The following is a 20532-nucleotide window of genomic DNA, read 5'->3' on the forward strand; positions in this document are numbered from 1 at the left end:
CCATGACGTCGCCGCTCGATCCCCGAGCCGTGCTCCGGGCTGCGGTGCGGGCCGTGGACCCCGGTGGGGACGGTCCGCCCGCCACCGCCGCCGACCTCGTCGACGTCACCAGCCCCGACCCCGGCCTGTTCGGACCCGACAGCGCCGCGTGGCGCCTGCACGGCGACGCCGCCACCGTGATCGGAGGGTTCCGCTCCCTGCTGCTCCAGGCCCTCCACCCGGCGGTGATGGCCGGCGTCGCCCAGCACTCGTCGTTCCGGGACGACCCGTTCGGCCGCCTGGAGCGCACGTCGCGCTTCGTCATCGCCACGGTCTTCGGCACGACCGCCGACGCCGAGCGGGCGGCGCGCACGGTCCGCCGCGTCCACCGTCGGGTCCGGGGCACCACCGCCGACGGGACGCCCTACGACGCCTCCGACCCCGAGCTGGTCGCCTTCGTCCACGTCACCGAGGTCGACTCGTTCCTCGCCGCCAACCGGGCCTACGGCCGGGACCGCCTGCGGGGCGCCGACACCGACGCCTACTGCGTCGAGATGGCCCGGGTCGCGGCCCTGCTCGGGTCGGCCGAGGTGCCGACCACCGCCGCCGGCACCGAGCGGTGGCTGGCCGACCGCCGCCCCGACCTCCGCCTCACCGCCGACGGCCGGGCGACGGTCCGGTTCCTCCTCAACCCGCCGCTTCCCCTCCTGGCGCGGCCCGCCCACGCCGCCGTGGCCAGCGCCGCCATCGGGCTGCTCCCGTGGTGGGCCCAGAGCGCCCTCCGCCTCCCCGCCGTCCCGCCCGTCGACGCCCTCGTCGTGCGCCCGTGGGTCAACGCCGGCCTGGCCACCTTCCACTGGGCCTTCCCGCCCGGGGCCTCCCAGCTCGAGGCCGCCCGCCGGACGGCGATCGCCGGCTGAGGTCCGCACCGCGCCGCGTACCCTCGCGGCCATGCGCCGCACCCTGTTCGCCGACGAGCACGACCAGTTCCGCTCCAGCGTCCGCACCTTCGTCGCCAAGGAGGTCGTCCCGTCGTTCCTCGAATGGGAGCGTGACGGCATCGTGCCCCGCGAGCTGTTCGCCACCGCCGGCGCGGCCGGGTTCCTCGGCATGGACGTGCCCGAGCAGTACGGCGGCGGCGGGGTCGACGACTTCCGCTTCAACCTGATCCTGGGCGAGGAGCTGGCCTACGCCGGCACCGGCGGCGCCGGCCTGGGGCTGACGCTCCACAACGACATCTGCCTCCCCTACTTCCTCTCGCTGTGCACCGAGGAGCAGAAGCAGCGCTGGCTGCCGGGCATCTGCTCGGGCGAGCTGATCACGGCCATCGCCATGACCGAGCCCGGCATCGGGTCGGACCTGGCGTCGATGACCACCACCGCCATCCGCGACGGCGACCACTACGTCGTCAACGGGTCCAAGACCTTCATCACCAACGGCATCAACGCCGACCTCGTCATCACCGCGGTGAAGACCGACCCCACCCAGCGGCACAAGGGGATGAGCCTGCTCGTCCTGGAGCGGGGCATGGCCGGCTTCGAGCGGGGACGGAACCTGGACAAGATCGGGCTGCACAGCCAGGACACCGCCGAGCTGTCCTTCGCCGACGTCTCCGTCCCGGTCGAGAACCTGCTCGGCACCGAGGGCCAGGGGTTCGTCCACCTGGTGCACAACCTCCCGCAGGAGCGGCTCTCGATCGCCGCCGCCGGGGTCGCCGCCGCCGAGGCCGCCCTGGGGTGGACGCTCGAGTACGTCAAGGAGCGCACCGCCTTCGGCCAGCCCATCGGGTCGTTCCAGAACAGCCGCTTCGAGCTGGCCACCCTCCGCACCGAGATCGACCTGGCCCGGGTGTTCGTCGACCGCTGCGTCGAGGCCCTCGTCGCCGGCGAGCTCACCGCCGAGGAGGCGGCCGAGGCCAAGTGGTGGTGCACCGAGCTCCAGAAGCGCACCGTCGACCGCTGCCTCCAGCTCCACGGCGGCTACGGCTACATGCTCGAGTACCCCATCGCCCGGGCCTACCTCGACGCCCGCATCACCACCATCTACGGCGGCACCACCGAGATCATGAAGGAGATCATCGGCCGCTCCCTCGGCGTCTGACCGGGGGCCAGCCCCACCCCGACGACGGGGGTGCACGGCATTCTCGGCGTCCGGGCCCGTCCGTACCGTCAGGGCCATGGTGCCCGTCCCCGCCCCTGCCCCCCGCCGCGACCGGCGCGTCTGGCTGCGGGTCCTCCTCGCCCTCGGCCTCGCCGGGGCCCTCGTCGTCACCGCCGTGGCGGTCGTCGTCTACCGGGTCTGGGACAGCCGGGAGGTGTCGACGGTCGGCGAGCTCTCCTTCGCCAACGATCTGGCGATCCCGCCGCTCGACGAGGGGACCATCGAGGACGGCCGGCGGGTGTTCTCTCTCACCGCCGCCGCCAGCACGTCGTCGTTCAAGCCCGGCCTGTCCACCCCGACCCTCGGCTACGACGGCCCGTACCTGGGCCCCACCTTGCGCATGCACCGCGGCGAGGACGTCGAGGTGCGCGTCACCAACGAGCTGGACGAGACCACCACGACCCACTGGCACGGCATGAGCCTCCCCGCCGTGGCCGACGGCGGACCCCACAGCCCCATCGCCCCCGGGGACACCTGGCGGCCCCGGTGGACGGTCGACCAGCCGGCGGCGACGCTCTGGTACCACCCGCACCCCCACGAGCAGACCGAGGACCAGGTCCACCGGGGCCTGGCGGGCATGGTGATCGTCGACGAGGAGGGCTCGGCCTCCGACGAGCTGCCCCACGAGTACGGCGTGGACGACATCCCCGTCATCGTGCAGGACCGCTCGTTCGCCGGCGACGGCACGTTCGAGGAGGGCAGCGGCTTCCTCACCCAGACCGGGCGGCTGGGCGACGAGCTCCTCGTCAACGGGACCTGGGACCCGCACCTCGACGTCACGACCGAGCGGGTGCGCCTGCGGGTGCTCAACGCCTCGACCGCCCGGGTCTACGACTTCGGCTTCTCCGACGACCGCCCCTTCCAGCTGGTCGCCACCGACGGCGGGCTGCTGGAGGCACCGGTCGACCTCGACCGCATCCGGCTCTCCCCCGGCGAGCGGGCCGAGGTCGTCGTCGCCGTCGAGCCCGGCGAGCGGACGGTGCTGCGATCGTTCCCGCCCGCCCTCGGGCTGGGCCCGCTCGAGCGCTTCGAGGGCGGCGACGACAGCTTCGACGTCCTCCAGCTGCGGGCGGCCGGGGAGCTGGCGCCGTCGCCCACCGTCCCCGAGGAGCTGGGCGACCCGCCGTCGTTCGGCCCCGAGGACGCCGTGGCCGAGCGCAGCTTCCACCTGAACGGGGTCAGCGAGATCGACGGGCGGGAGATGGACCCCGAGCGCATCGACACCGTCGTGCGGGCCGGGTCGGTCGAGCGGTGGGACGTCCGGGCCGACGGCACCGGCCACAGCTTCCACCTCCACGACGTCCAGTTCCGGGTCCTGTCGGTCGACGGGGACGACCCGCCCCCCGAGCTGTCCGGGTGGAAGGACACCGTGTTCCTGCCCAGCAGCTCCCGGGTCAGCCTGCTGATCCGCTTCAGCCACCACGCCGACGCCGAGACGCCGTACATGTACCACTGCCACCTGCTCCGCCACGAGGACAACGGGATGATGGGCCAGGTCCTCGTCACCGAGGACGGCGAGGGCCCCGATCGGATCGACGGCCCCCACGACCACGGCGGCTGATCGGTCGGGTCTGCCGCCACGTGCCAGGGTTCCCCGATGCGTGCCGCAGGGATGGGGGCAGTGGCGATGGTGGTCGGGGTCCTGCTGGCCGGCGGGTGCTCCGCCGACGGTGACGGCGATCCCGCGACCGGACCGACGACGGAGTCGGAGCCGGCGTCTGCGTCGGAGCCCGGGACGACGCCGTCGGGCGACGGGTGCGCCACCGGGCTCCCGCCCGAGGTCACGACCGACGACGCCGGCTGGCCGTCCCCCAACGTGGACGCGGGCAACACCCGGGCGGTGCCCGGCTCGCCCATCACCGCCGCCACCATCGGCGACCTGGAGGAGGCGTGGACCTACGACGTCCCCGGCGAGGCGGCCTTCGGCAACCTCACCACCGGACCCGTCGTGGTCGACGGCACGGTGTACGTCGGCGCCCTCGACGGCAGCACCCACGCCGTGGCCCTCGCCGACGGGGACGGCGAGTGGTCGGTCGAGCGGCACGTCTCCATCTTCGGCCCGGCCGGTGTCGCCGTCGGCTGGGGCCAGGTCTTCGGGATCTCCGACACCGCCACCGTCGCCGCCCACGACATGGCCAGCGGCGAGGTCCGATGGGAGCGCGACCTGGAGGCGGCCCCGGGCAACCAGGTCGACATGGCGCCCGCCCTCGTCGGCGGGTGCGTGCTCGTCTCGACCCAGGCGCTGGCCCCCGGGTCCCGCGGCACCCTCTACGCCCTCGACCAGCGCGACGGAGCCATCGTCTGGCAGGTCGAGACCGTCCCCGACGACCTGTGGGGCAACCCGGAGGTCAACCATGGCGGAGGCGCCTGGTACCCACCGGCGGTCGACCCCGAGACCGGGACCAGCTACTGGGGGACGTCGAACCCGTGGCCGTCGCCCGGCGCCCCCGGCTTCCCGGCCGGGGCGAGCCGACCGGGGGCCAACGAGGACACGAACAGCGCCCTCGCCATCGACCCGGCCGGGGAGGTCACGTGGAAGCACCAGGTCTTCCCCCACGACATCTGGGACCGCGACATGGTGCTGACGATCCTCACCGCCGACGCCGCCGGGGAGGCCGTGCTCGTCCACACCGGCAAGGGCGGCCGCGTCCTGGGCTACGACCCGGTGACCGGCGAGGTCCGGTGGGACGTCGCCGTCGGCATGCACCAGAACGACGAGCTGTCCACCTTCGACGCCCCGACGACCGTCCTGCCGGGGGTGCTGGGCGGCGTCGAGACGCCGCCGGCCGCCGCCGACGGGGTCGGCTACGTCGCCGTCGTCAACGCCCCCTCGACCTACGACTCACCCGAGGCCCTGTTCAACCTGGCCCCGCAGCTCGGCTCGCACCCCAGCGACCTGGTGGCCCTGGACCTGGCCACCGGGGACGAGCTGTGGGCGACCGAGCTCCCCGGCGACGCCCTCGGCGGGGCCACGGTGGTCGGCGACCTGGTGCTGACGTCGACCTACGGCGGCCTCCTCCTCGCCTACGACCGGGAGTCGGGCGAGGAGGTCTGGCGCCACGACGCCGGCGGCGCCGTCAACGGTTGGCCGGCGGTGGTGGGCGACACCATCGTGTGGCCGATCTCGGGCGGCGAGGTGTCGCACCTGCTGGCCCTGCGCCTGCCCTGACCGGGCCGGGGCGCGACGACGCCCCGCCTGTGCGGAGGCGGGGCGTCGGGTCGGTGACCGGGAGGGCTACTTGCCGGTGAGCTTCTTCTTGATCGAGTCCACGGCCCCGGTGACCTTGTTCTTCACGTCACCCGAGGCCTGATCGACCTTGCCCTCGTTCTTGAGGTCCTTGTCGCCGGTGAGGCTGCCCGCAGCCTCCTTGACACGGCCCTTGGTCTGATCGGCGTTCCCGCTGCTCATGGTGGTGCTCCTTCGGTTGCGAACCCCCGGCCCCTACCCGCCGATCGCGCCCGTGAACGTCACGGCCGGGTCATGCCGGTCACGCCGTCCCCGCCGGGTCGGCCTTCAGGTCTCGTCCCTGACGTCAGCGGCCGCCTCGGCGGCCTGCTGGTACGCGTCGGGGACCGACTCGGGGACCTCGGTCCCGGCGCCCTCGGCGGCGACGAGGGCCTCGTCCTCGTCGTCGGATCCGGCGGCCTCGTCCTCGTGGTCCCGATCGGTCCCGTGCTCGGCCATGTCGTCTCCTCCAGCGGTGGGTCGCGACGCAGGCGCGCCGACGGCCCGGCCGCCCTGCCCCGCACCCGCCGGGGCACGCACCGGGCCGTCGTGGGGCCGACTGATCGCTTCTGTCAATCCCCATGCGCCTCCACGCCCCATGGGGATTGACAGAACGGGTGGGATCAGCGGCGCAACAGGTCCTTGGCGATGTGGGTGATCTGGATCTCGTCGGTGCCGGCGTAGATCTGGAGGACCTTGGCGTCGCGGGCGAGCTGCTCGACGCGGAACTCGCTCATGTAGCCGTTGCCGCCGAAGAGCTGGACGGCCTCGAGGGCGACCTCGGTGGCGGCCCGGGCCGAGTAGAGCTTCATGGCCGACGCCTCGGCGAGGGTCATGCTGTGCCCGGCGGCCGACATCTCGATGGTGCGGAACACCAGGTTCTGCACGTTGAGGCGGGCGACCTCCATGCGGGCGAGCTTGTCCTGGATCAGCTGGAACTCGCCGATGGGCTGGCCGAACTGGACCCGATCCTTGGCGTACTGGACCGACAGGTCGAGGCACTCCTCGATCATGCCGAGGGCCATGGCGGCGACGCCGGAGCGCTCCTGCATGAAGGTGGCCTTGGCGCCCTCGCGACCGCCGGAGGCGACGTCCTCGGTCTCGCCGACGAGGCGGTCGATGCCGACGCGCACGTCGTCGAGGAACAGCTCGCCGGTGGGCGAGGAGTGCATGCCCATCTTGCGGAGGGGCTTCGACTGCTCGAGCCCGGGCATGCCCTTGTCGAGCACGAACGAGAGGATCTTGCGCTCGGAGGGGTCGTTGCCCTCGTCGAGCTTGCAGATGAAGACGATGGTGTCGGCGTAGGGGCCGTTGGTGATGAACGTCTTGGACCCGTTGAGGACGTACTCGTCGCCGTCGCGGCGGGCGCTGGCCTTCATCGACCCGAAGGCGTCGGAGCCCGAGCCCGGCTCGGTGATGGCCCAGGCGCCGATCTTCTCGAGGGTCAGCAGCTCGGGGACCCACCGCTCCTTCTGGGCGATGGTGCCCTTGGACGAGATGGCCGCCGAGGTCAGGCCCATCGACACGCCCATGGCCGTGACCATGCCCGGGCACACCCGGCACAGCTCGATGATGGGGATCAGGGTCAGCGACGAGGCGCCGCCGTCGCCGCCGTCGCGCTTGGGCTTCTCGGGCGGGGTCTCGCCGGCCTCGACGGCCGCCGCGACCCGCTTCTCGAACTCGATGCCCTTGGCGAAGCGCTCGCGGGCGGCGACGTCCATGCCGAAGTCCTTGAACAGCTTGCGCAGGACGTCGTAGGGCGGGGTGTCGCCGTGCTCGAACTCATCGATCCGCGGGCGGATCTCCTTGTCGATGAACTGGCGCACCGCGCCGCGCACCATCTCCTGCTCGTCCGTCCACTGGTACATGGCGCCGCAGGCTACGTGCGCTTGACCGACCGGTCTAGTTGCGGGCGGAGAGGTTGGCGGGGCGCAGACGTGGGAGCGTGCGGCGATGCGCCGTGCCCTGCTGATCATCCTCGCCGGGGGCCAGGGCTCGCGCCTCGACGTCTTGACCGTCGGGCGGGCCAAGCCCAGCCTCCCCGTCGGCGGGACCTTCCGGCTCATCGACCTGATGCTGTCGAACGCGGCCAACAGCGGCCTGACAGACGTGTGGATCGTCCAGCAGTACGAGCCCCACCTGCTCAACGAGCACCTGGCCGGGGGGCGGCCGTGGGACCTCGACCGGGGCCGCGGCGGGCTCCGGATGCTCCCCCCGTTCCAGGGCGCCGACGGCGAGGGCTTCGCCGCGGGCAACGCCGACGCCCTCGCCCGCCAGGCCCGCCTCATCGACGCCGCCGGTCCCGAGGTCGTCATCGTCGCCTCGGCGGACCACCTGTGCGCCCTCGACCTCGAGGCGATCGTCGAGGACCACCGCGAGCGGGGGTCGGACCTCACCATCGTCACCACCGAGCTCGACCGCAGCCAGGACCCGACGCGGCACGCCCTCGTCGACGTCAACGCCCGGGGCCGGGTGACCGCGATGCACGTCAAGCCCGAGGACGCCCCCCACCGCACGGCGGCGACCGAGGTCTTCGTCTACCGCACCGACGTGCTGCTGGGGACGCTGAGGGCCCTGGTCGCCGAGGGGGCGCCGCTGGGCGACTTCGGCGAGGCCCTCGTCCCGACGGTGATCGACGGCGGCCGGACCCACGCCTGGGAGCACCGGGGCCACTGGCGCGACCTGGGCACGCCGGAGGCGTACCTCGACGCCCAGCTCGAGCTGCTGCGACCCCGCCCGCCATTCCGGCTCGACGACCCCGCCTGGCCGATCGTCAGCCCGGCCGTGCCCCGGGTCCCGGCCCGCATCGAGGGGACCGCCCACGTCGAGGGGTCGTGGATCAGCCCGGGCGCGGTCGTGCGGGGCACCGTCGTCGACTCGATCGTCGGGCCCGGCGTCGTGGTCGATCGCGACGCCGAGGTCCGTCGCAGCGTCCTGTTCGACGACGCCCGGGTCGGCCGGGGGGCGTCCGTCGCCCGCGCGGTGCTGGCCGAGGACGTCCGCATCGGGGCCCGGTGCCGGGTCGGCGCCCCCCAGGCCCGGCACCCCGTGCTCGTCGGCGCCGGCCGCCGGCTGGCGGCGGGCACCGTCGTGGCCGCCGGGTCCCACCTCGACCCGGCCAACGCCGAGCCGCCGCTCCGCTGACGCTCGTCCACCAGGACGAGCCGCGGTCGGCGGAGGCGTGACCCGGCGCGGCCGCCGGCACCTGCCACCATGACGCCGTGCGTCGCCGCCCCTCCCCGTTCCTCGTGGCCGCGGCCGCCCTCCTCCTCGTCGTGTCGGCGTGCACCGACGTGGAGCCGACGGCGGTGGTGCGCGACGACCCGGCGGGCGCCGACGCGCCCACGTCGACCACGACCACCGACCCCGACGCCGGTTCCGATCCGCCCCCGCCGGTCGGCGACGACCTCGGCCCCGACGTCCCCGCCGACTTCGCCGCCCTGTCGCCGTGGGCCCCGTGCGCCGGATCGTTCGAGTGCGCCACCCTCACCGTCCCCCGGGACTGGGCCGACCCCGAGGGCGACACCATCGACCTGGCCGTCACCCGGCACCCGGCCGAGGGCGACCGGATCGGCTCGCTCCTGGTGAACCCGGGCGGCCCCGGGGCCTCGGGCGTCGAGTTCACCCAGGGGTTCGTGGGCAGCGGCCTCCCCGACGGCCTGACCGAGCGCTTCGACGTGGTCTCGTGGGACCCCCGGGGCACCGGCGGCGCCAACCGCGTCGACTGCACCACCGACCAGGACTGGCTCGAGCCCGACATCGACCCGACGGTCGAGGACCAGGCCGACATCGACCTCATCCGGACCGAGACCGCCGCCGCCGTCGCCCGCTGCGAGCAGGCCGCCGGCGACCTCCTCGCCGTGGTGGGCACCCGGGCCACGGTGCGGGACCTCGACGCCCTCCGCGGCGTCCTCGGCGACGAGGGCCTGACCTACGTCGGGTACAGCTACGGCACCACGATCGGCATGGAGTACCTGCGGATGTACCCGGGCCGGGTGCGGGCCATGGTCCTCGACGGCGTCTCGGTGCCCGGCGTGGACCCCATCGTCGACGCCCACGTCCAGGCCCAGGGCTTCGAGCGGACCCTCGACGCCTACCTGGCCGACTGCCCCCGCCGGGCGACCTGCCCGCTCGGCGAGGACCCCAAGGCGACCCTCCTCGACCTGGTGGCCCGGCTGGAGGCCGAGCGCATCGAGGCGTCGTACCAGCTGGGCGTCGACGACGCCGCGCCGCGGGACGGCACCGTCGGGGTCGGCGAGCTGTACATCGCCGTCGCCGCGTCGCTCTACGACGACAGCAGCTGGCCCATCCTCGACCAGGGGCTGGAGGAGGCCCTGGGCACCCCGGCCCAGGGGCGCACCCTCCTGGCCCTCCGCGACCAGTACCTCGGGCGCCAGGTCGACGGCACGTGGGCCGACGACGCCGACGCCCGCAGCACGATCCGCTGCGCCGACCAGGCCGAGCGGTCCGAGCAGCCCGAGGGCGACCTGGCGCTGGCCGAGGACTGGGCGGCGGAGCTGCCGTTCTGGGGGGCCTGGTTCGGGACGGGCAACCCCGGCTGCTGGGGCGCACCGGAGGCGGTCGAGCCCCTCCTCCCGCTCGACGAGGCGGCCCTGGCCGGGCTCCCACCCGTCGTCGTCATCGGCACGACCAACGACCCGGCCACGCCCTACGAGCAGGCCGAGGACGCGGCCGAGCTCATCGACGGCTCGGTGCTCGTCACCTACGAGGGCGACGTCCACACCGCCTACCGCTCGCTCTCCGACTGCGTCGACGACGCCGTCACGCCCTACCTCGTCGACCTGGCGGTGCCCCCCTCCGACCTGGTCTGCGCCTAGCCCATCGGAACGGCCTCCGTCGCCATCCTCGGTTCTGTTCGCGCAGGCGACATCGGTGTCCGGCAGCGGTGTCAGAACGGCGATGGCCGCCTCGACGGTCGTTCTGTTCGCGCCAGGCGACACCGGTGTCCGGCAGCGGTGTCAGAACGGTCCGGCGGCCACACCACCGACCGCCGACCGGTGCCAAGCATCGCTAGGTGGGCTCGAGGAGGGCAGTGAGGCCGCGGCGGCCGTCGACGCCGAGCTCGGCGTAGGCCCGGTGGAGGTGGTTCTCCACGGTCCGGGTCGAGATGCCGAGGCGCTCGGCCACCACCTGGTTGCTGAGGCCCTTGGCCGCCAGCAGCACCACCTCGCGCTGGCGCGGCCCGAGGCCGGCCAGCGCCCCGCCGGCCACGTCGGTCTGGTCCGCCCCGCCCTCGCAGCGCGCCGCGGTGACGGCCGCCCGCTCCTCGGCCGTGCGGGCCAGGCCCCGTTGGCCCTGGCGGGCGGCCTCGGCCGCGACCCCGCGCGCGACCACGACCGCGATCCGGGCCGCTCCGGCCGCGGCGAACGCCTCCTCGGCGGCCAGCCGGCCGTCGAGGTCGCGGTCGCGCACGGCGGCGGCGTCGGCGACCCGGGCCTCGTGCAGGACGCCGTCCGCGCTCGGACCGAGGGCGACCAGGTGGTCGGCGGCGACGCCGATGGCCCGCCGGGACGTGCCGGCCAGGACCAGCTCGTGCCACAGCACCACGGCGGCGCCGACGCAGCCGTCGCCCTCCGCCCGCTCGGCGCCCTCGGTGAGGAGGCGCTCGGCCGCGGTCAGCTCGCCGTGGGCGGCGCGCAGCGCCGCCCGCAGCCGCACCTCGTCCCCGGCGACGAAGCGGTCGTCCACCGGGTCCTCGACGTCCAGGGCGTCGAGGGTCGTCACGACCTCCTCGGCATCGGCCGTGCGACCCTGGGCGAGGAGCGCCAGGCCGAGGCCGATCAGCGACCAGCGGCGCCGGCCCCGCGTCTGGAGGTCGCGCTCGAGGAGCCGGGCCTCCCTGAGCCAGCGCTCCCCCGACACCGCCCGCCCGGTCTGCTCCAGGACCCGGCCCCGCGCCCACGCCGACACGGCCTGGCCGGTGAGGAAGGCGGTCCCGACCGATCGCCGGTAGGTCGTCTCGGCCGCGACCTCGGCCTCGTCGAGCCGGCCGGCCTCGGCCAGCCCGACGGTGCGGGTCAGCAGGAGGTTGGTGGTGAAGGTGACCCGGCCGAACCCCTCGGGCAGGGCATCGAGGGCGGCCAGGCCCTCGTCGGACGCGGCCACGGCCGCCGCCGGCTGGCCCACGCCGATGAGGCCGGCGGCGAGGGCGAAGGCGGCGCGGGCCTGCACCCGGGGGGCGAGGTCGGAGGCCAGGACCACCCGGGCCTCCTCGACCGCCGTGCGCGGCGCGCCGGAGAAGGCGGCGAGGGCGGCGGCGTCGGCGGCCAGCTCGGCCCGACGCTCGTGCACGACGGCGGAGGCGGCGCCGGGACCGCGGCCGAGGGCGGCGGACACGTCTTGCAGGAGCTCCCGGGAGTCGCCGTGGCGGCCCAGCCCCCAGGCCCGGTTGAAGGCCATGGCCAGGGCGCTGAGCCCGACGAGCGACGCCTCGGCCTCGTCGCCCCCGCCGTCCGGTCCGGCGCCGGCCCGGACGGGGTCGACGACGCGGGCGAAGGTCGCGTCGGCGGCCTCGAAGCGACCGACCGCGTTCTGGATCTCGCCCAGCAGCAGCAGGCTGGGAGCCCCACCGCCGGCGTCGACGGCCCGGCTGGCCAGGTCCTCGGCCCGGTCGAACTCGGAGCGCCGCCGGGCCTCGCGCGCGGCCTGGGCCAGCAGGTCGGGCGCGACCTGGCCACCGGCGGCGGCCCGCCACGCCACCACCCGCAGCACGTCGACGCCCGAGTCACCCATCGCCTCGGCCGCGTCGGCCAGGCGCCGGGCGTGGTGGCGCCGGGCGATGGGCCCGAGACCGGACCGCAGCGCCTCGCCGTAGAACGGGTGCGACGGCCGGATCACCGGCAGCCCGAGGACGGCGTCGCGCAGCACCAGCCCCGACCGCTCGAGGTCGGCGAGGACGACCGGGCCGACCAGCGTCTCGGCCAGGGTGAGGGGCAGCACCTCCCCCACCGCCACCAGCTCGAGGGCGTCGCGGGCGTCGGTGGCCAGCTGGGCCAGCCGCCCACCGACGAGGTCACCGAGCCGGGCGACGGGCTGGGCCGCGTCCTCCAGCGACCAGATGCCGTCGACGCGCCGGAGGCTGCCGTCGTGGCCGGCCACCGTGAGCGCCTCGCGCAGCAGCAGCGGGTTGCCCTCGGTGGCGGCCGCCAGGCGTCGGGTCATGTCGCCGGCCACCGGCCCGCCGAGCGTCGCCACCAGGACCTCGGCCACGCCGTCGGCGTCGAGGTCGTTGAGGGCGAGGTGCACGACGCCGGGGGTCGTCCACGGCGCCGGCAGGGGCGGGCCCGGGGTGCGGGCCGTGCCCACCACCCGGGCCACCCGACGCTCGACGAGGGCGCGGACGACCTGGTGGGACTGCGGGTCGAGCAGGTTGACGTCGTCGACCACGAGGAGCAGCGGGGCGCCGTCGGCAGCGGCGGCCAGGTCGCCCACGACCCGCTCGACCACGGCCTCGCGGCGGTCACCGGCCCGCACGCCGAGGTGCGTCACGGCGGCGAGGGCGCCCAGGGGGATGTCGGCGGTGGCCGACGTGGCGATCACCCGGAGGACGACCGCGCCGCCGGCGGCCCGGCGTCCCATGACCTCGGTGGCCAGGCGGGTCTTGCCCACCCCGATGGGCCCGCTGATCAGCACGCCCCGCCCCTCCGGCGCGTCGAGCACGGCGGCGATGGCCGCCAGCTCCGGCGCCCGGCCGACCATCGGCGCCGCCGCCAGCGAGACGGGAGGGGAGGCGTCCGGCGGCACGGTGGGAGTCCTAGCCCAGCAGGGAGCGGAGCTGCTCGGTGCCGATGGGGTGGGCGCCGCGCTGGCGGGCACCGGTGCGGACCCGCCGGTCGTCGGACGCCACCACGACGGGCCGATCCGGGGGGAGCCGGTCGACGAGGTCGAGGATGACGTCGTCGGCCTCGACGCCCGCCGGGGTGAAGCGGACGTCGACCCGGCGCGACGCCGAGCGCCGCCACGCCTCCTCGACGCCGTCGAACACGACGGTGGCGTCGACACCGACGCGGGCCTCCAGCTGGTCGAGGGCATCGACCAGGCGCCGCCGCTGCTCGGGCAGGTCGCGCCCGGGCCAGGTCGCCATGGTGGCGTTGTACCCGTCGACCAGCAGGGCGCAGCCGTCGAGGCGGACGAGGTGGGCGGCGGCCTCGGGGGAGTCGTCGTGGAGCCCGCCCGGGAGCGACGGGCGCTGCCGCCGGGCCGGGCCGGGGCCCTCGGGGCGGCGGGGACGGCGGGCCGGCTCGGGCGCCACCGGGCGGAACGTGGCGGCGAGGGCGTCGAGGGCCCGGGCCAGCTCGGCGGCCGACCGGGCCGCCGAGCCGACGGCGGCAGCCGCCGCGCCCCGGTCGATCGGTGGCTCCGCCGGTGCGGCGGCGACGACCGGTGCCGGCCGGTCGGGGTCCGATCCGCCCGCCGGCGGGCGGGCCGCCGCGGTCGGCGCCGCGGCAGGGTCGGGCGCCGGGGCCGGGGCGATGGCCTGGACCGCGGCGGCGCGCGCCGCCTCGGCCGCGGCCAGGGCGGTGCGGGCCTCCCGGAGCTCGGCGTGGGCGCGGGCGTGGAGGGCCTCCTCCCGCTTGAGGGCCCGGACGGCGGCGGCCCGCTCGTCGGCGGCCGCGACGGCGCGGGCCCCGTCCTCCTCGGCCCGGCGGGTGGCGGCCTCGACGTCCTCGCGCAGGGCTGCGACCTCGGCCCGGAGCCGATCGAGGTCGGCCCGGGCCCGGTCGCGGTCCTCCTCGGCCCGGCGCCGGGCCCGCCGCTCGCGGTCGAGGGCGCGTCGGGCGTCGGCCTCGGCGGCGGCGTCGGCCTGGCGCTGCACCAGCTCCTCGAGCTGGTCCTCCCACCCCGGGGGGCGGGTCAGCCACAGCCGCCCGGCGTCGTCGAGCTCCTCGGGGGCGACCGCCTCGGCCACCAGGGCCCGGAAGGCGTCGTCGTCGCCGGCCCGATCGGCGGCGGCGAGGGCCCGGCTGCCGACCCGCGCCATCGACAGCACCGGGCGCAGCCGCCCCGGCACCGGCACGCCGTCGGCGTCGGCCCGCCGGCCCACGGCGATGGCCACCTCGAGCACCTCGCGCAGGAGCGCGGTGCGGGCCGTGCGGTTCGGGGACACCATGGCTGCGCCCCGGTCCCTCTAGCCCTCGGTGAGCGTCTCCACCGCTCCGCTGGGGCCGCACCACCCGCACTCCACCGACTCGACGTCCTCGGCCAGCACCTCGCTGCTCTCGACGGTGAGCTCGCCGCCCACCGTGTAGTGGTGGAACGAGCGGGTGCGTCGCGTCGCGGTGACGTCGAAGCGGGTGAGGTTCCCGCAGGTGGTGCAGCGGTACCGCGTCGCGGTGGTCGATCCGGTCACGCCGGCATCGTACCGACCACCCGTCCCGGCCATTGACGTCGAACGCACGTACCCGTACGTTCGTTCGGGTGTCGCCTCGTCGCCCCTCCGCCGTGCTCGGTCAGGCCAGCCTCGACGACCTCGGGACCCCGCTCCACCAGGTCACCTTCTGCGTCATCGACATCGAGACCACCGGGGGCGTGGCCGCCGACGGCGGGATCACCGAGATCGGCGCCGTGCGGCTCCGGGGCGGCGAGGAGCTGGGGACGTTCCAGACCCTCGTCAACCCGGGGGTGTCGGTCCCGCCCCAGATCACCGTCCTCACCGGCATCACCGACGCCATGCTCGTCCCCGCCCCCCGCCTGGGGCCGGTGCTCTCGGCGCTCCGGGAGTTCGTGGGCGATGCGGTCATCGTCGGCCACAACGTCCGCTACGACCTCGGGTTCCTGAACGCGGCGCTGGAGGCCCACGGCGACACCCGCTTCACCAACGAGTCGGTCGACACCTGCGCCCTGGCCCGCCGGCTGGTCCGCGACGAGGTGCCCAACTGCCGGCTCGGGACCCTCGCCCGGGCGTTCCGCCTCCCCCACCGGCCGACGCACCGGGCCCTCGACGACGCCCTCGCCACCGGGCACCTCCTCCACGTGCTGCTCGAACGGGCCGCCGGGCTCGGCGTCCTCGGCCTCGACGACCTGCTCGGCCTGCCCACCATGGCGGGCCACCCGCAGGCGGCGAAGCTGAAGATGACCCAGGGCCTGCCCCGGGCCCCGGGGGTGTACCGCTTCCGCGACCGCGGGGGACGGGTGCTCTACGTGGGCAAGGCCACCGACCTGCGGTCCCGGGTGCGCTCGTACTTCTCGAGCGACGAGCGCCGGAAGGTCGGCCAGCTCCTGCGCGAGACCGAGGCCGTCGACACCGTCGTGTGCTCGAGCACCCTGGAGGCGGCGGTGCTCGAGCTGCGCCTCATCCGCAGCCTCGACCCCCGGTTCAACCGGCAGGGGCGGGCCCGGGGCCGGCCGACCTGGGTCCGGCTCACGCCCGAGCGCTACCCGCGCCTGTCCGTGGTCAAGGCCGTGCGCGGCGACCCCGCCGACCACCTCGGACCCTTCCCGAACCACCGGGCCGCAGCGCGGGTCGTCGAGGCGGTCCAGACCGCGCTGCCCATCCGGCGGTGCTCGGGGGCGGCCGGCCGGCGCGAAGCGCCGTGCGCCGCCGCCCAGCTGGGCCGGGCCCTGTGCCCGTGCGCCGGCGACCTGGACCCCGCCGTCTACGGCCGCGTCGTGGCCGCCGTACGGGCCGGGTGGGGCCCCCGACCCGACGTCATCCTCTCGCCGCTGGCCGAGCGGATGGACGCCCTCGCCGCCGCCGAGCGCTTCGAGGAGGCGGCCGAGGTGCGCGAGCGAGCGGCCGCCGTCGTGGCGATCCTCCGGCGGCGCCGCCGCATCGACGCCCTCCGGGCCTCGGGACGCACCGAGCTGGCCCTTCCCGGAGGCGCCGGGGCCGTCCTGGAGGACGGGCTGCTGGTGGCGGCGTGGGGCGCCGACGGCCAGGTGCGCAGCCTCGACATCGTGGCCGGCGCCCCGACGCCCGACCCCGTCCTCGACCCCGAGGGGGCCGACGCCGAGCGGCTGTGCGTGGCGGCCTGGCTCGACCGGGCCCTCGGCCGGGTCACGGTGGCGAGCAGCACCGGCGGGCTGGTGTCGCTCTGGCCGCCGCTGCCGGAGATGCGACCGCGGGACGCCGGCCCCGCTCCCCGCCGCGACCGGGCCGACGCCCCCCGCCCGGGCCGCCGCCCCGCCCTGGCCCCCGTTCCGTTCTGAGCCATCGGCGGGCCACCGGTGGCCGACCCCTGCCTCAGAACCGCGGCTGACCGGCACCCGAGCCGTTCTGAGGCACCCATGCGACGCCCGTGGCCGAACCCTGGCTCAGAACGGAGGCGGGTAGCCTGACGCCATGGCCGAGCTGCTCGTCATCCTCCTCGTGGTGATGCTGGTGTCGGCCCTCGTCATGCTGGCCGGCCTGGCCCTGGCGGCCCGAGCGATCCGCCGGCGCAACCGGGTCAGCCCCACCGTCGAGACCTCGGCCCCGACCTCGTGGATGGGCGCCCCCACGGCCGGGGCCCGCCTCCACCGCCGGCTGCGCACGGCCGTCGCCGTGGCCCGGGCGGCCACCGCGGCGGCGCCCTCGGCCGCCCACCTGGCCGACCTCACCGCCGAGCTCGAGCGCGAGGCCGTCGCCCTCGACACCCACGTCGTGATCGCCGCCCGGCTGAAGGGTCGCGAGGGGCGCCTGCGGATGGCCGCCCTGGCCCAGCAGGTCCGCAAGGTCGAGCAGGTCGCCTCGCAGGTGTCACTGCTGGCCGCCCAGGCCCAGGCGCCCATGATCGCCCGCGGCCAGGAGTCCGCCCTCGACGACCTGGCCCGCCAGCTCGACCTGCTGGAGCAGGCCCGGTCCGAGGTCGCCGAGGTCGAGTCCGCCGCCGGCGTCCACCGGGTGAGCCCCTACGCCACCACCACGTCCACCGGCACCGGCGCCCGGGCCACCGGGACCGACCCCACCCGGGTCGCCCGGCCCGACCTGGGCAAGCCCGCGCCGGGCCAGGCGGTCCCGGGGACCTAGAGGCCCTCGGTGCGGGCGGCCACCGAGGTGTGGACCAGGCGGTCGAGGGCCTGGGCCGCCGCCCCCGAGTCGAGGGAGGTCCGGGCCATCTCGATCCCGGCGTCGTAGCCGTCGGCCCGGCCGGCGGCCACCAGCCCGGCGGCGGCGTTCAGCAGCACGATGTCGCGGTGCGGGCCCTGGTCCCCGGCCAGGACGGCCCGGGCCAGGCGGGCGTTGGTGGGCGGGTCGCCGCCCCGGAGGTCCTCGAGCCGGGCCGGGCCGAGCCCGTACGCCAGCGGGTCGACCAGCAGCGGGCGCACGTCGCCGTCGACCACCTCGATCACGTTCGACGTGGTGGTGATGGTGATCTCGTCGAGGCCGTCGCCCCCGTGGACGACGAAGGCCCGCTCGGTCCCGTGCTGCAGCAGGACCTCGGCCATGCGCTCGGCCATGGTGGGATCGCCCACGCCGACCACGTACCTGCGCACGCGCGCCGGGTTGGCGAGCGGCCCCAGGATGTTGAACACCGTCGGCACGCCGAGCTCACGCCGGGTCGGCCCGGCGTGGCGCATGGAGGAGTGGTAGCGGGGCGCGAAGCAGAAGCCGATGCCGGCCTCGGCCACGCAGCGGGCGACGCCCTCGGGACCGAGGTCGATGACCACGCCCAGGGCCTCGAGCAGGTCGGCCGACCCGCACGACGACGAGGCCGCCCGGTTGCCGTGCTTGCACACCTGGCCGCCGGCGCCGGCGACGACGATGGCCGAGATGGTCGACACGTTGATGGAGTGGCTCCGGTCCCCGCCGGTTCCCACGATGTCGACCACGCCGTCGAGGGTGGGCAGGTCCACCCGCTCGGACGCGGCGAGCATGGCGTCGAGCAGCCCGCCCATCTCGCTCGTGGTCTCGCCCTTCATCCGCAGGGCGACGATGAAGGCGGCGATCTGCGACGGCGTGGCCTCGCCGGCGAGGATCTCGGCCATGGCCGAGCGGGCCTCGACCGGCGTCAGGTCCCGGCGCTGGGTGAGGGCGCCGAGCACGCCCGGCCAGCCCCCCACGTCGGCCAGGGGGATCGGGGCGGGCGAGGCGACGGACATGGCGTCCGAACCTAGACGTACGCTCCGGGCGTGGTGACCCCGGTTCGACCTCGGATGATCGCCGTGTGCGGGGTGCCGGGGGCGGGCAAGACGACCCTCGCCCGCGGGGTGGGGGCGGCCCTCCACCTCCCGGTGGTGGTGCGCGACGACCTCAAGACCGGGGTGGCCGCCTCCCGGCCGGACATCGACTGGTCGGACCCCGAGGTGCGGGCCCGGGTCGGCGGCCAGGCCTTCGACGACTTCCACCGGGTCATCGACGCGTACCTCGACGCCGGCAGCGCCGTCGTCGTCGAGGCGGCGTGGCACTGGGGGTTCGCCCGCGAGCGGCTGGCACCCCGCTTCGCCCGGTCCTGCCCCACCATCGTCCACGTCACCGTCGACCGGGCCGTGGCCGCCGCCCGCTACCGGGCCCGCTTCGAGGCCGGCGAGCGCCACCCGGCCCACCACGACGGCGCCTTCGCCGACGAGATGGACGCCGACGGGTACGACTGGCGGCGGTACCTCCCGCCGCCCGACCTGGGCGTCCCGATCGTCACCGTCGACGGGGACCTCCCACCGGCCGACGTCCTGACGGCGACCCTCGCCGCCCTGGGTGAGCCGTGAGCGGCGGGCCGGGGGCGGCGGCATCGACGCCGAGCGAGCTGCGGACCCAGAGGCTGGTCCTGCGCCGCTGGCGCGACGAGGACCGCGAGCCGTTCGCGGCACTGAACGCCGACCCCGAGGTGACGGCGACGCTGGCGGGACCCCTGACCCGGGTCGAGAGCGATGCCCTGGTCGACCGCATCGAGGCCTGCTTCGCCGAGCACGGCTTCGGGCTGTGGGCGGTCGACGCCCTCGACGCCGCCACCGCCGGCTTCGTCGGGTTCGTGGGCCTGTGGCCGGTCAGCTTCACCGCCCCGTTCACCCCGGCCGTCGAGGTGGGGTGGCGCCTGGCGACCCGGGCGTGGGGCCACGGCTACGCCCCCGAGGCGGCCCGGGCGGCGCTGGCCGACGGCTTCGCCCGGGTCGGCCTGGCCGAGGTCGTGTCGCTGACCTGGGAGGGCAACGCGGCCTCGCGCCGGGTGATGGAGAAGCTCGGCATGACCCACGACCCGGCCGACGACTTCCTCCACCCGAACCTGCCGGCCGACCACCGCCTCCGCCGCCACGTCCTCTACCGCCTCCCCGCCCCCGCCTCTGTCAACCCTCGTCCACCGTGACGGTGGATGACGGTTGACAGAACGGGCTCAGGCCCGGAGCGGGAGGCGGAGCTCGACCTCGCGGATGTCGGGGCTGGGCTCGTAGGGCCGCTCGGCGCCGGTGGGGACGAACCCGAGCGACTCGTGGAAGGCCCGGGCGTGGGCGTTGCGCTCCACGAGCCACTGCCGGACCTCGACGGCCCCGGTCCCGACGGACCACTCCCGGACGGTCTCGACCAGCACGTCGGCGACCCCGACGCGGCGGTACCCGGGGGCCGACCACAGCGACGTCATGGTGACGGCGCCGTCGTCGGTGCGGAAGGCGCTGACCATGCCGGCCACGTCGTCGGCGACGCGGGCGAACCAGGTGGCCTGGTCGTCGGCGGTGGCGTGGACCTCGGCGACGCGGTCCCACGCCTCGGCCGGCCGGCCGCGGGCGTCGTCGAGGCGCGTGGTGAAGTCGCCCGGGCTCTCGGCGATGGCGTCGAGCCGGACCCGCCGGAGAAGGTCGCCGTCGTGGGCGCCGATGCGGCCGACGACGGGTCGGGGCGCGCCCTCCTCAGGCGCTCCGCCGCCGCTGCCGGATGATGCGGCGCCGTTCTCGTTCGGTGCACCCACCCCAGATCCCCTCCTTCTCCCGGACTCCGAGGGCATGCTCCAGGCACAGGTCGACCACGGGACACTGGGCGCAGACGGCCTTGGCGTCAAGGCACTCGTCGTCGTCGTCGCTCGGGTAGAAGATCGTCGGGTCGAGCCCCTTGCAGGCGGCCTGGCGGCGCCACGGCGGGGTGCTCGGCAGATCGCTCATCAGATCGGTCACGGAGGTCTCGCTTCGCCCCGGCCCGGGGGCAGATGGTGCAGTTCGGGCCAGAAGGGCGAGCATCGCGTCTGCCCAGGACCCGTGTCCAGAGCGCTGGCGGCTGTTCACATTCCTGACCACTTCGCGCC

General features: G+C 75.7%; 19 protein-coding genes. 10 read left to right on the top strand and 9 right to left on the bottom strand.

Going from position 1 to position 20532, the window contains the following annotated elements:
* Positions 1–2: 2 nt before the first annotated feature.
* From HC251_RS15685 to HC251_RS15700, 4 genes are all read left to right on the top strand, one after another.
* Positions 3–899, top strand: a complete 897-nt coding sequence (locus HC251_RS15685; RefSeq protein ID WP_219941532.1) for an oxygenase MpaB family protein — start codon at positions 3–5, stop codon at positions 897–899.
* A 31-nt stretch (positions 900–930) separates the two neighbouring features.
* Positions 931–2079, top strand: a complete 1149-nt coding sequence (locus HC251_RS15690) for an acyl-CoA dehydrogenase family protein (RefSeq protein ID WP_219941533.1) — start codon at positions 931–933, stop codon at positions 2077–2079.
* A 76-nt stretch (positions 2080–2155) separates the two neighbouring features.
* Positions 2156–3700, top strand: a complete 1545-nt coding sequence (locus HC251_RS15695) for a multicopper oxidase family protein (RefSeq protein WP_219941534.1) — start codon at positions 2156–2158, stop codon at positions 3698–3700.
* A gap of 36 nt (positions 3701–3736) precedes the next feature.
* On the top strand, positions 3737–5308 hold the full coding sequence (locus tag HC251_RS15700; protein ID WP_219941535.1) for a PQQ-binding-like beta-propeller repeat protein: 1572 nt from the start codon (positions 3737–3739) through the stop codon (positions 5306–5308).
* Between the two features lie 66 nt (positions 5309–5374).
* Here HC251_RS15700 and HC251_RS15705 read toward each other — a convergent pair whose 3' ends face one another.
* From HC251_RS15705 to HC251_RS15715, 3 genes are all read right to left on the bottom strand, one after another.
* The gene (locus tag HC251_RS15705) at positions 5375–5548 is read right to left on the bottom strand and encodes a CsbD family protein (RefSeq protein WP_219941536.1); all 174 of its coding nucleotides are present in this window, start codon (positions 5546–5548) and stop codon (positions 5375–5377) included.
* Between the two features lie 105 nt (positions 5549–5653).
* A complete protein-coding gene (locus HC251_RS15710) occupies positions 5654–5824 on the bottom strand; it encodes a hypothetical protein (protein ID WP_219941537.1) in 171 nt (56 codons plus the stop codon).
* Between the two features lie 164 nt (positions 5825–5988).
* On the bottom strand, positions 5989–7233 hold the full coding sequence (locus HC251_RS15715) for an acyl-CoA dehydrogenase family protein (protein WP_219941538.1): 1245 nt from the start codon (positions 7231–7233) through the stop codon (positions 5989–5991).
* A gap of 85 nt (positions 7234–7318) precedes the next feature.
* Between HC251_RS15715 and HC251_RS26050 the strand changes: the two genes are divergently transcribed.
* Together HC251_RS26050 and HC251_RS15725 are read left to right on the top strand one after the other, a co-directional pair.
* Positions 7319–8509: a glucose-1-phosphate adenylyltransferase family protein gene (locus tag HC251_RS26050; RefSeq protein WP_219941539.1), complete on the top strand. Its 1191-nt coding sequence runs from the start codon at positions 7319–7321 to the stop codon at positions 8507–8509.
* Between the two features lie 77 nt (positions 8510–8586).
* Positions 8587–10203 (top strand): alpha/beta hydrolase, encoded by a 1617-nt coding sequence (locus HC251_RS15725; RefSeq protein ID WP_219941540.1) that lies wholly within the window; start codon positions 8587–8589, stop codon positions 10201–10203.
* A 193-nt stretch (positions 10204–10396) separates the two neighbouring features.
* Here HC251_RS15725 and HC251_RS15730 read toward each other — a convergent pair whose 3' ends face one another.
* Genes HC251_RS15730 through HC251_RS15740 form a run of 3 tightly spaced genes read right to left on the bottom strand, consistent with a single transcriptional unit; the run spans position 10397 to position 14735 of the window.
* Positions 10397–13129: a sigma factor-like helix-turn-helix DNA-binding protein gene (locus HC251_RS15730; protein ID WP_219941541.1), complete on the bottom strand. Its 2733-nt coding sequence runs from the start codon at positions 13127–13129 to the stop codon at positions 10397–10399.
* Positions 13130–13139: 10 nt separating this feature from the next.
* Positions 13140–14495, bottom strand: coding sequence for an NYN domain-containing protein (locus HC251_RS15735; RefSeq protein WP_219941542.1), 1356 nt, complete (start codon positions 14493–14495; stop codon positions 13140–13142).
* An 18-nt stretch (positions 14496–14513) separates the two neighbouring features.
* On the bottom strand, positions 14514–14735 hold the full coding sequence (locus HC251_RS15740; protein WP_255566441.1) for a hypothetical protein: 222 nt from the start codon (positions 14733–14735) through the stop codon (positions 14514–14516).
* Between the two features lie 68 nt (positions 14736–14803).
* Here HC251_RS15740 and HC251_RS15745 point away from each other — a divergent pair, with 68 nt between their 5' ends.
* The gene (locus tag HC251_RS15745) at positions 14804–16534 is read left to right on the top strand and encodes a DEDD exonuclease domain-containing protein (RefSeq protein ID WP_219941543.1); all 1731 of its coding nucleotides are present in this window, start codon (positions 14804–14806) and stop codon (positions 16532–16534) included.
* 133 nt (positions 16535–16667) lie between these two features.
* Positions 16668–17333 carry a hypothetical protein gene (locus tag HC251_RS15750; protein ID WP_219941544.1) on the top strand — a complete coding sequence of 222 codons (666 nt, stop codon included), beginning with the start codon at positions 16668–16670 and terminating at the stop codon, positions 17331–17333.
* On the opposite strand, the gene trpD is transcribed toward HC251_RS15750, so the two are convergent.
* Positions 17330–18406, bottom strand: a complete 1077-nt coding sequence (gene trpD / locus HC251_RS15755; RefSeq protein ID WP_219941545.1) for an anthranilate phosphoribosyltransferase — start codon at positions 18404–18406, stop codon at positions 17330–17332. The two genes, HC251_RS15750 and trpD, sit on opposite strands and share 4 nt — an antisense overlap.
* Positions 18407–18436: 30 nt before the next feature.
* Here trpD and HC251_RS15760 point away from each other — a divergent pair, with 30 nt between their 5' ends.
* Both HC251_RS15760 and HC251_RS15765 read left to right on the top strand, forming a co-directional pair.
* Positions 18437–19009: an AAA family ATPase gene (locus HC251_RS15760; RefSeq protein WP_219941546.1), complete on the top strand. Its 573-nt coding sequence runs from the start codon at positions 18437–18439 to the stop codon at positions 19007–19009.
* Positions 19006–19605, top strand: a complete 600-nt coding sequence (locus HC251_RS15765) for a GNAT family N-acetyltransferase (protein WP_219941547.1) — start codon at positions 19006–19008, stop codon at positions 19603–19605. Before HC251_RS15760 ends, HC251_RS15765 begins: the two co-directional genes overlap by 4 nt.
* A 27-nt stretch (positions 19606–19632) precedes the next feature.
* Here HC251_RS15765 and HC251_RS15770 read toward each other — a convergent pair whose 3' ends face one another.
* Positions 19633–20202 carry a GNAT family N-acetyltransferase gene (locus HC251_RS15770; protein ID WP_219941548.1) on the bottom strand — a complete coding sequence of 190 codons (570 nt, stop codon included), beginning with the start codon at positions 20200–20202 and terminating at the stop codon, positions 19633–19635.
* Positions 20144–20392, bottom strand: coding sequence for a WhiB family transcriptional regulator (locus HC251_RS15775; RefSeq protein ID WP_219941549.1), 249 nt, complete (start codon positions 20390–20392; stop codon positions 20144–20146). The genes HC251_RS15770 and HC251_RS15775 overlap by 59 nt, the downstream gene beginning before the upstream one ends.
* Between the last annotated feature and the right edge of the window lie 140 nt (positions 20393–20532).

The sequence above is a fragment of the Iamia sp. SCSIO 61187 genome, from assembly GCF_019443745.1.
GTDB lineage: Bacteria > Actinomycetota > Acidimicrobiia > Acidimicrobiales > Iamiaceae > Iamia.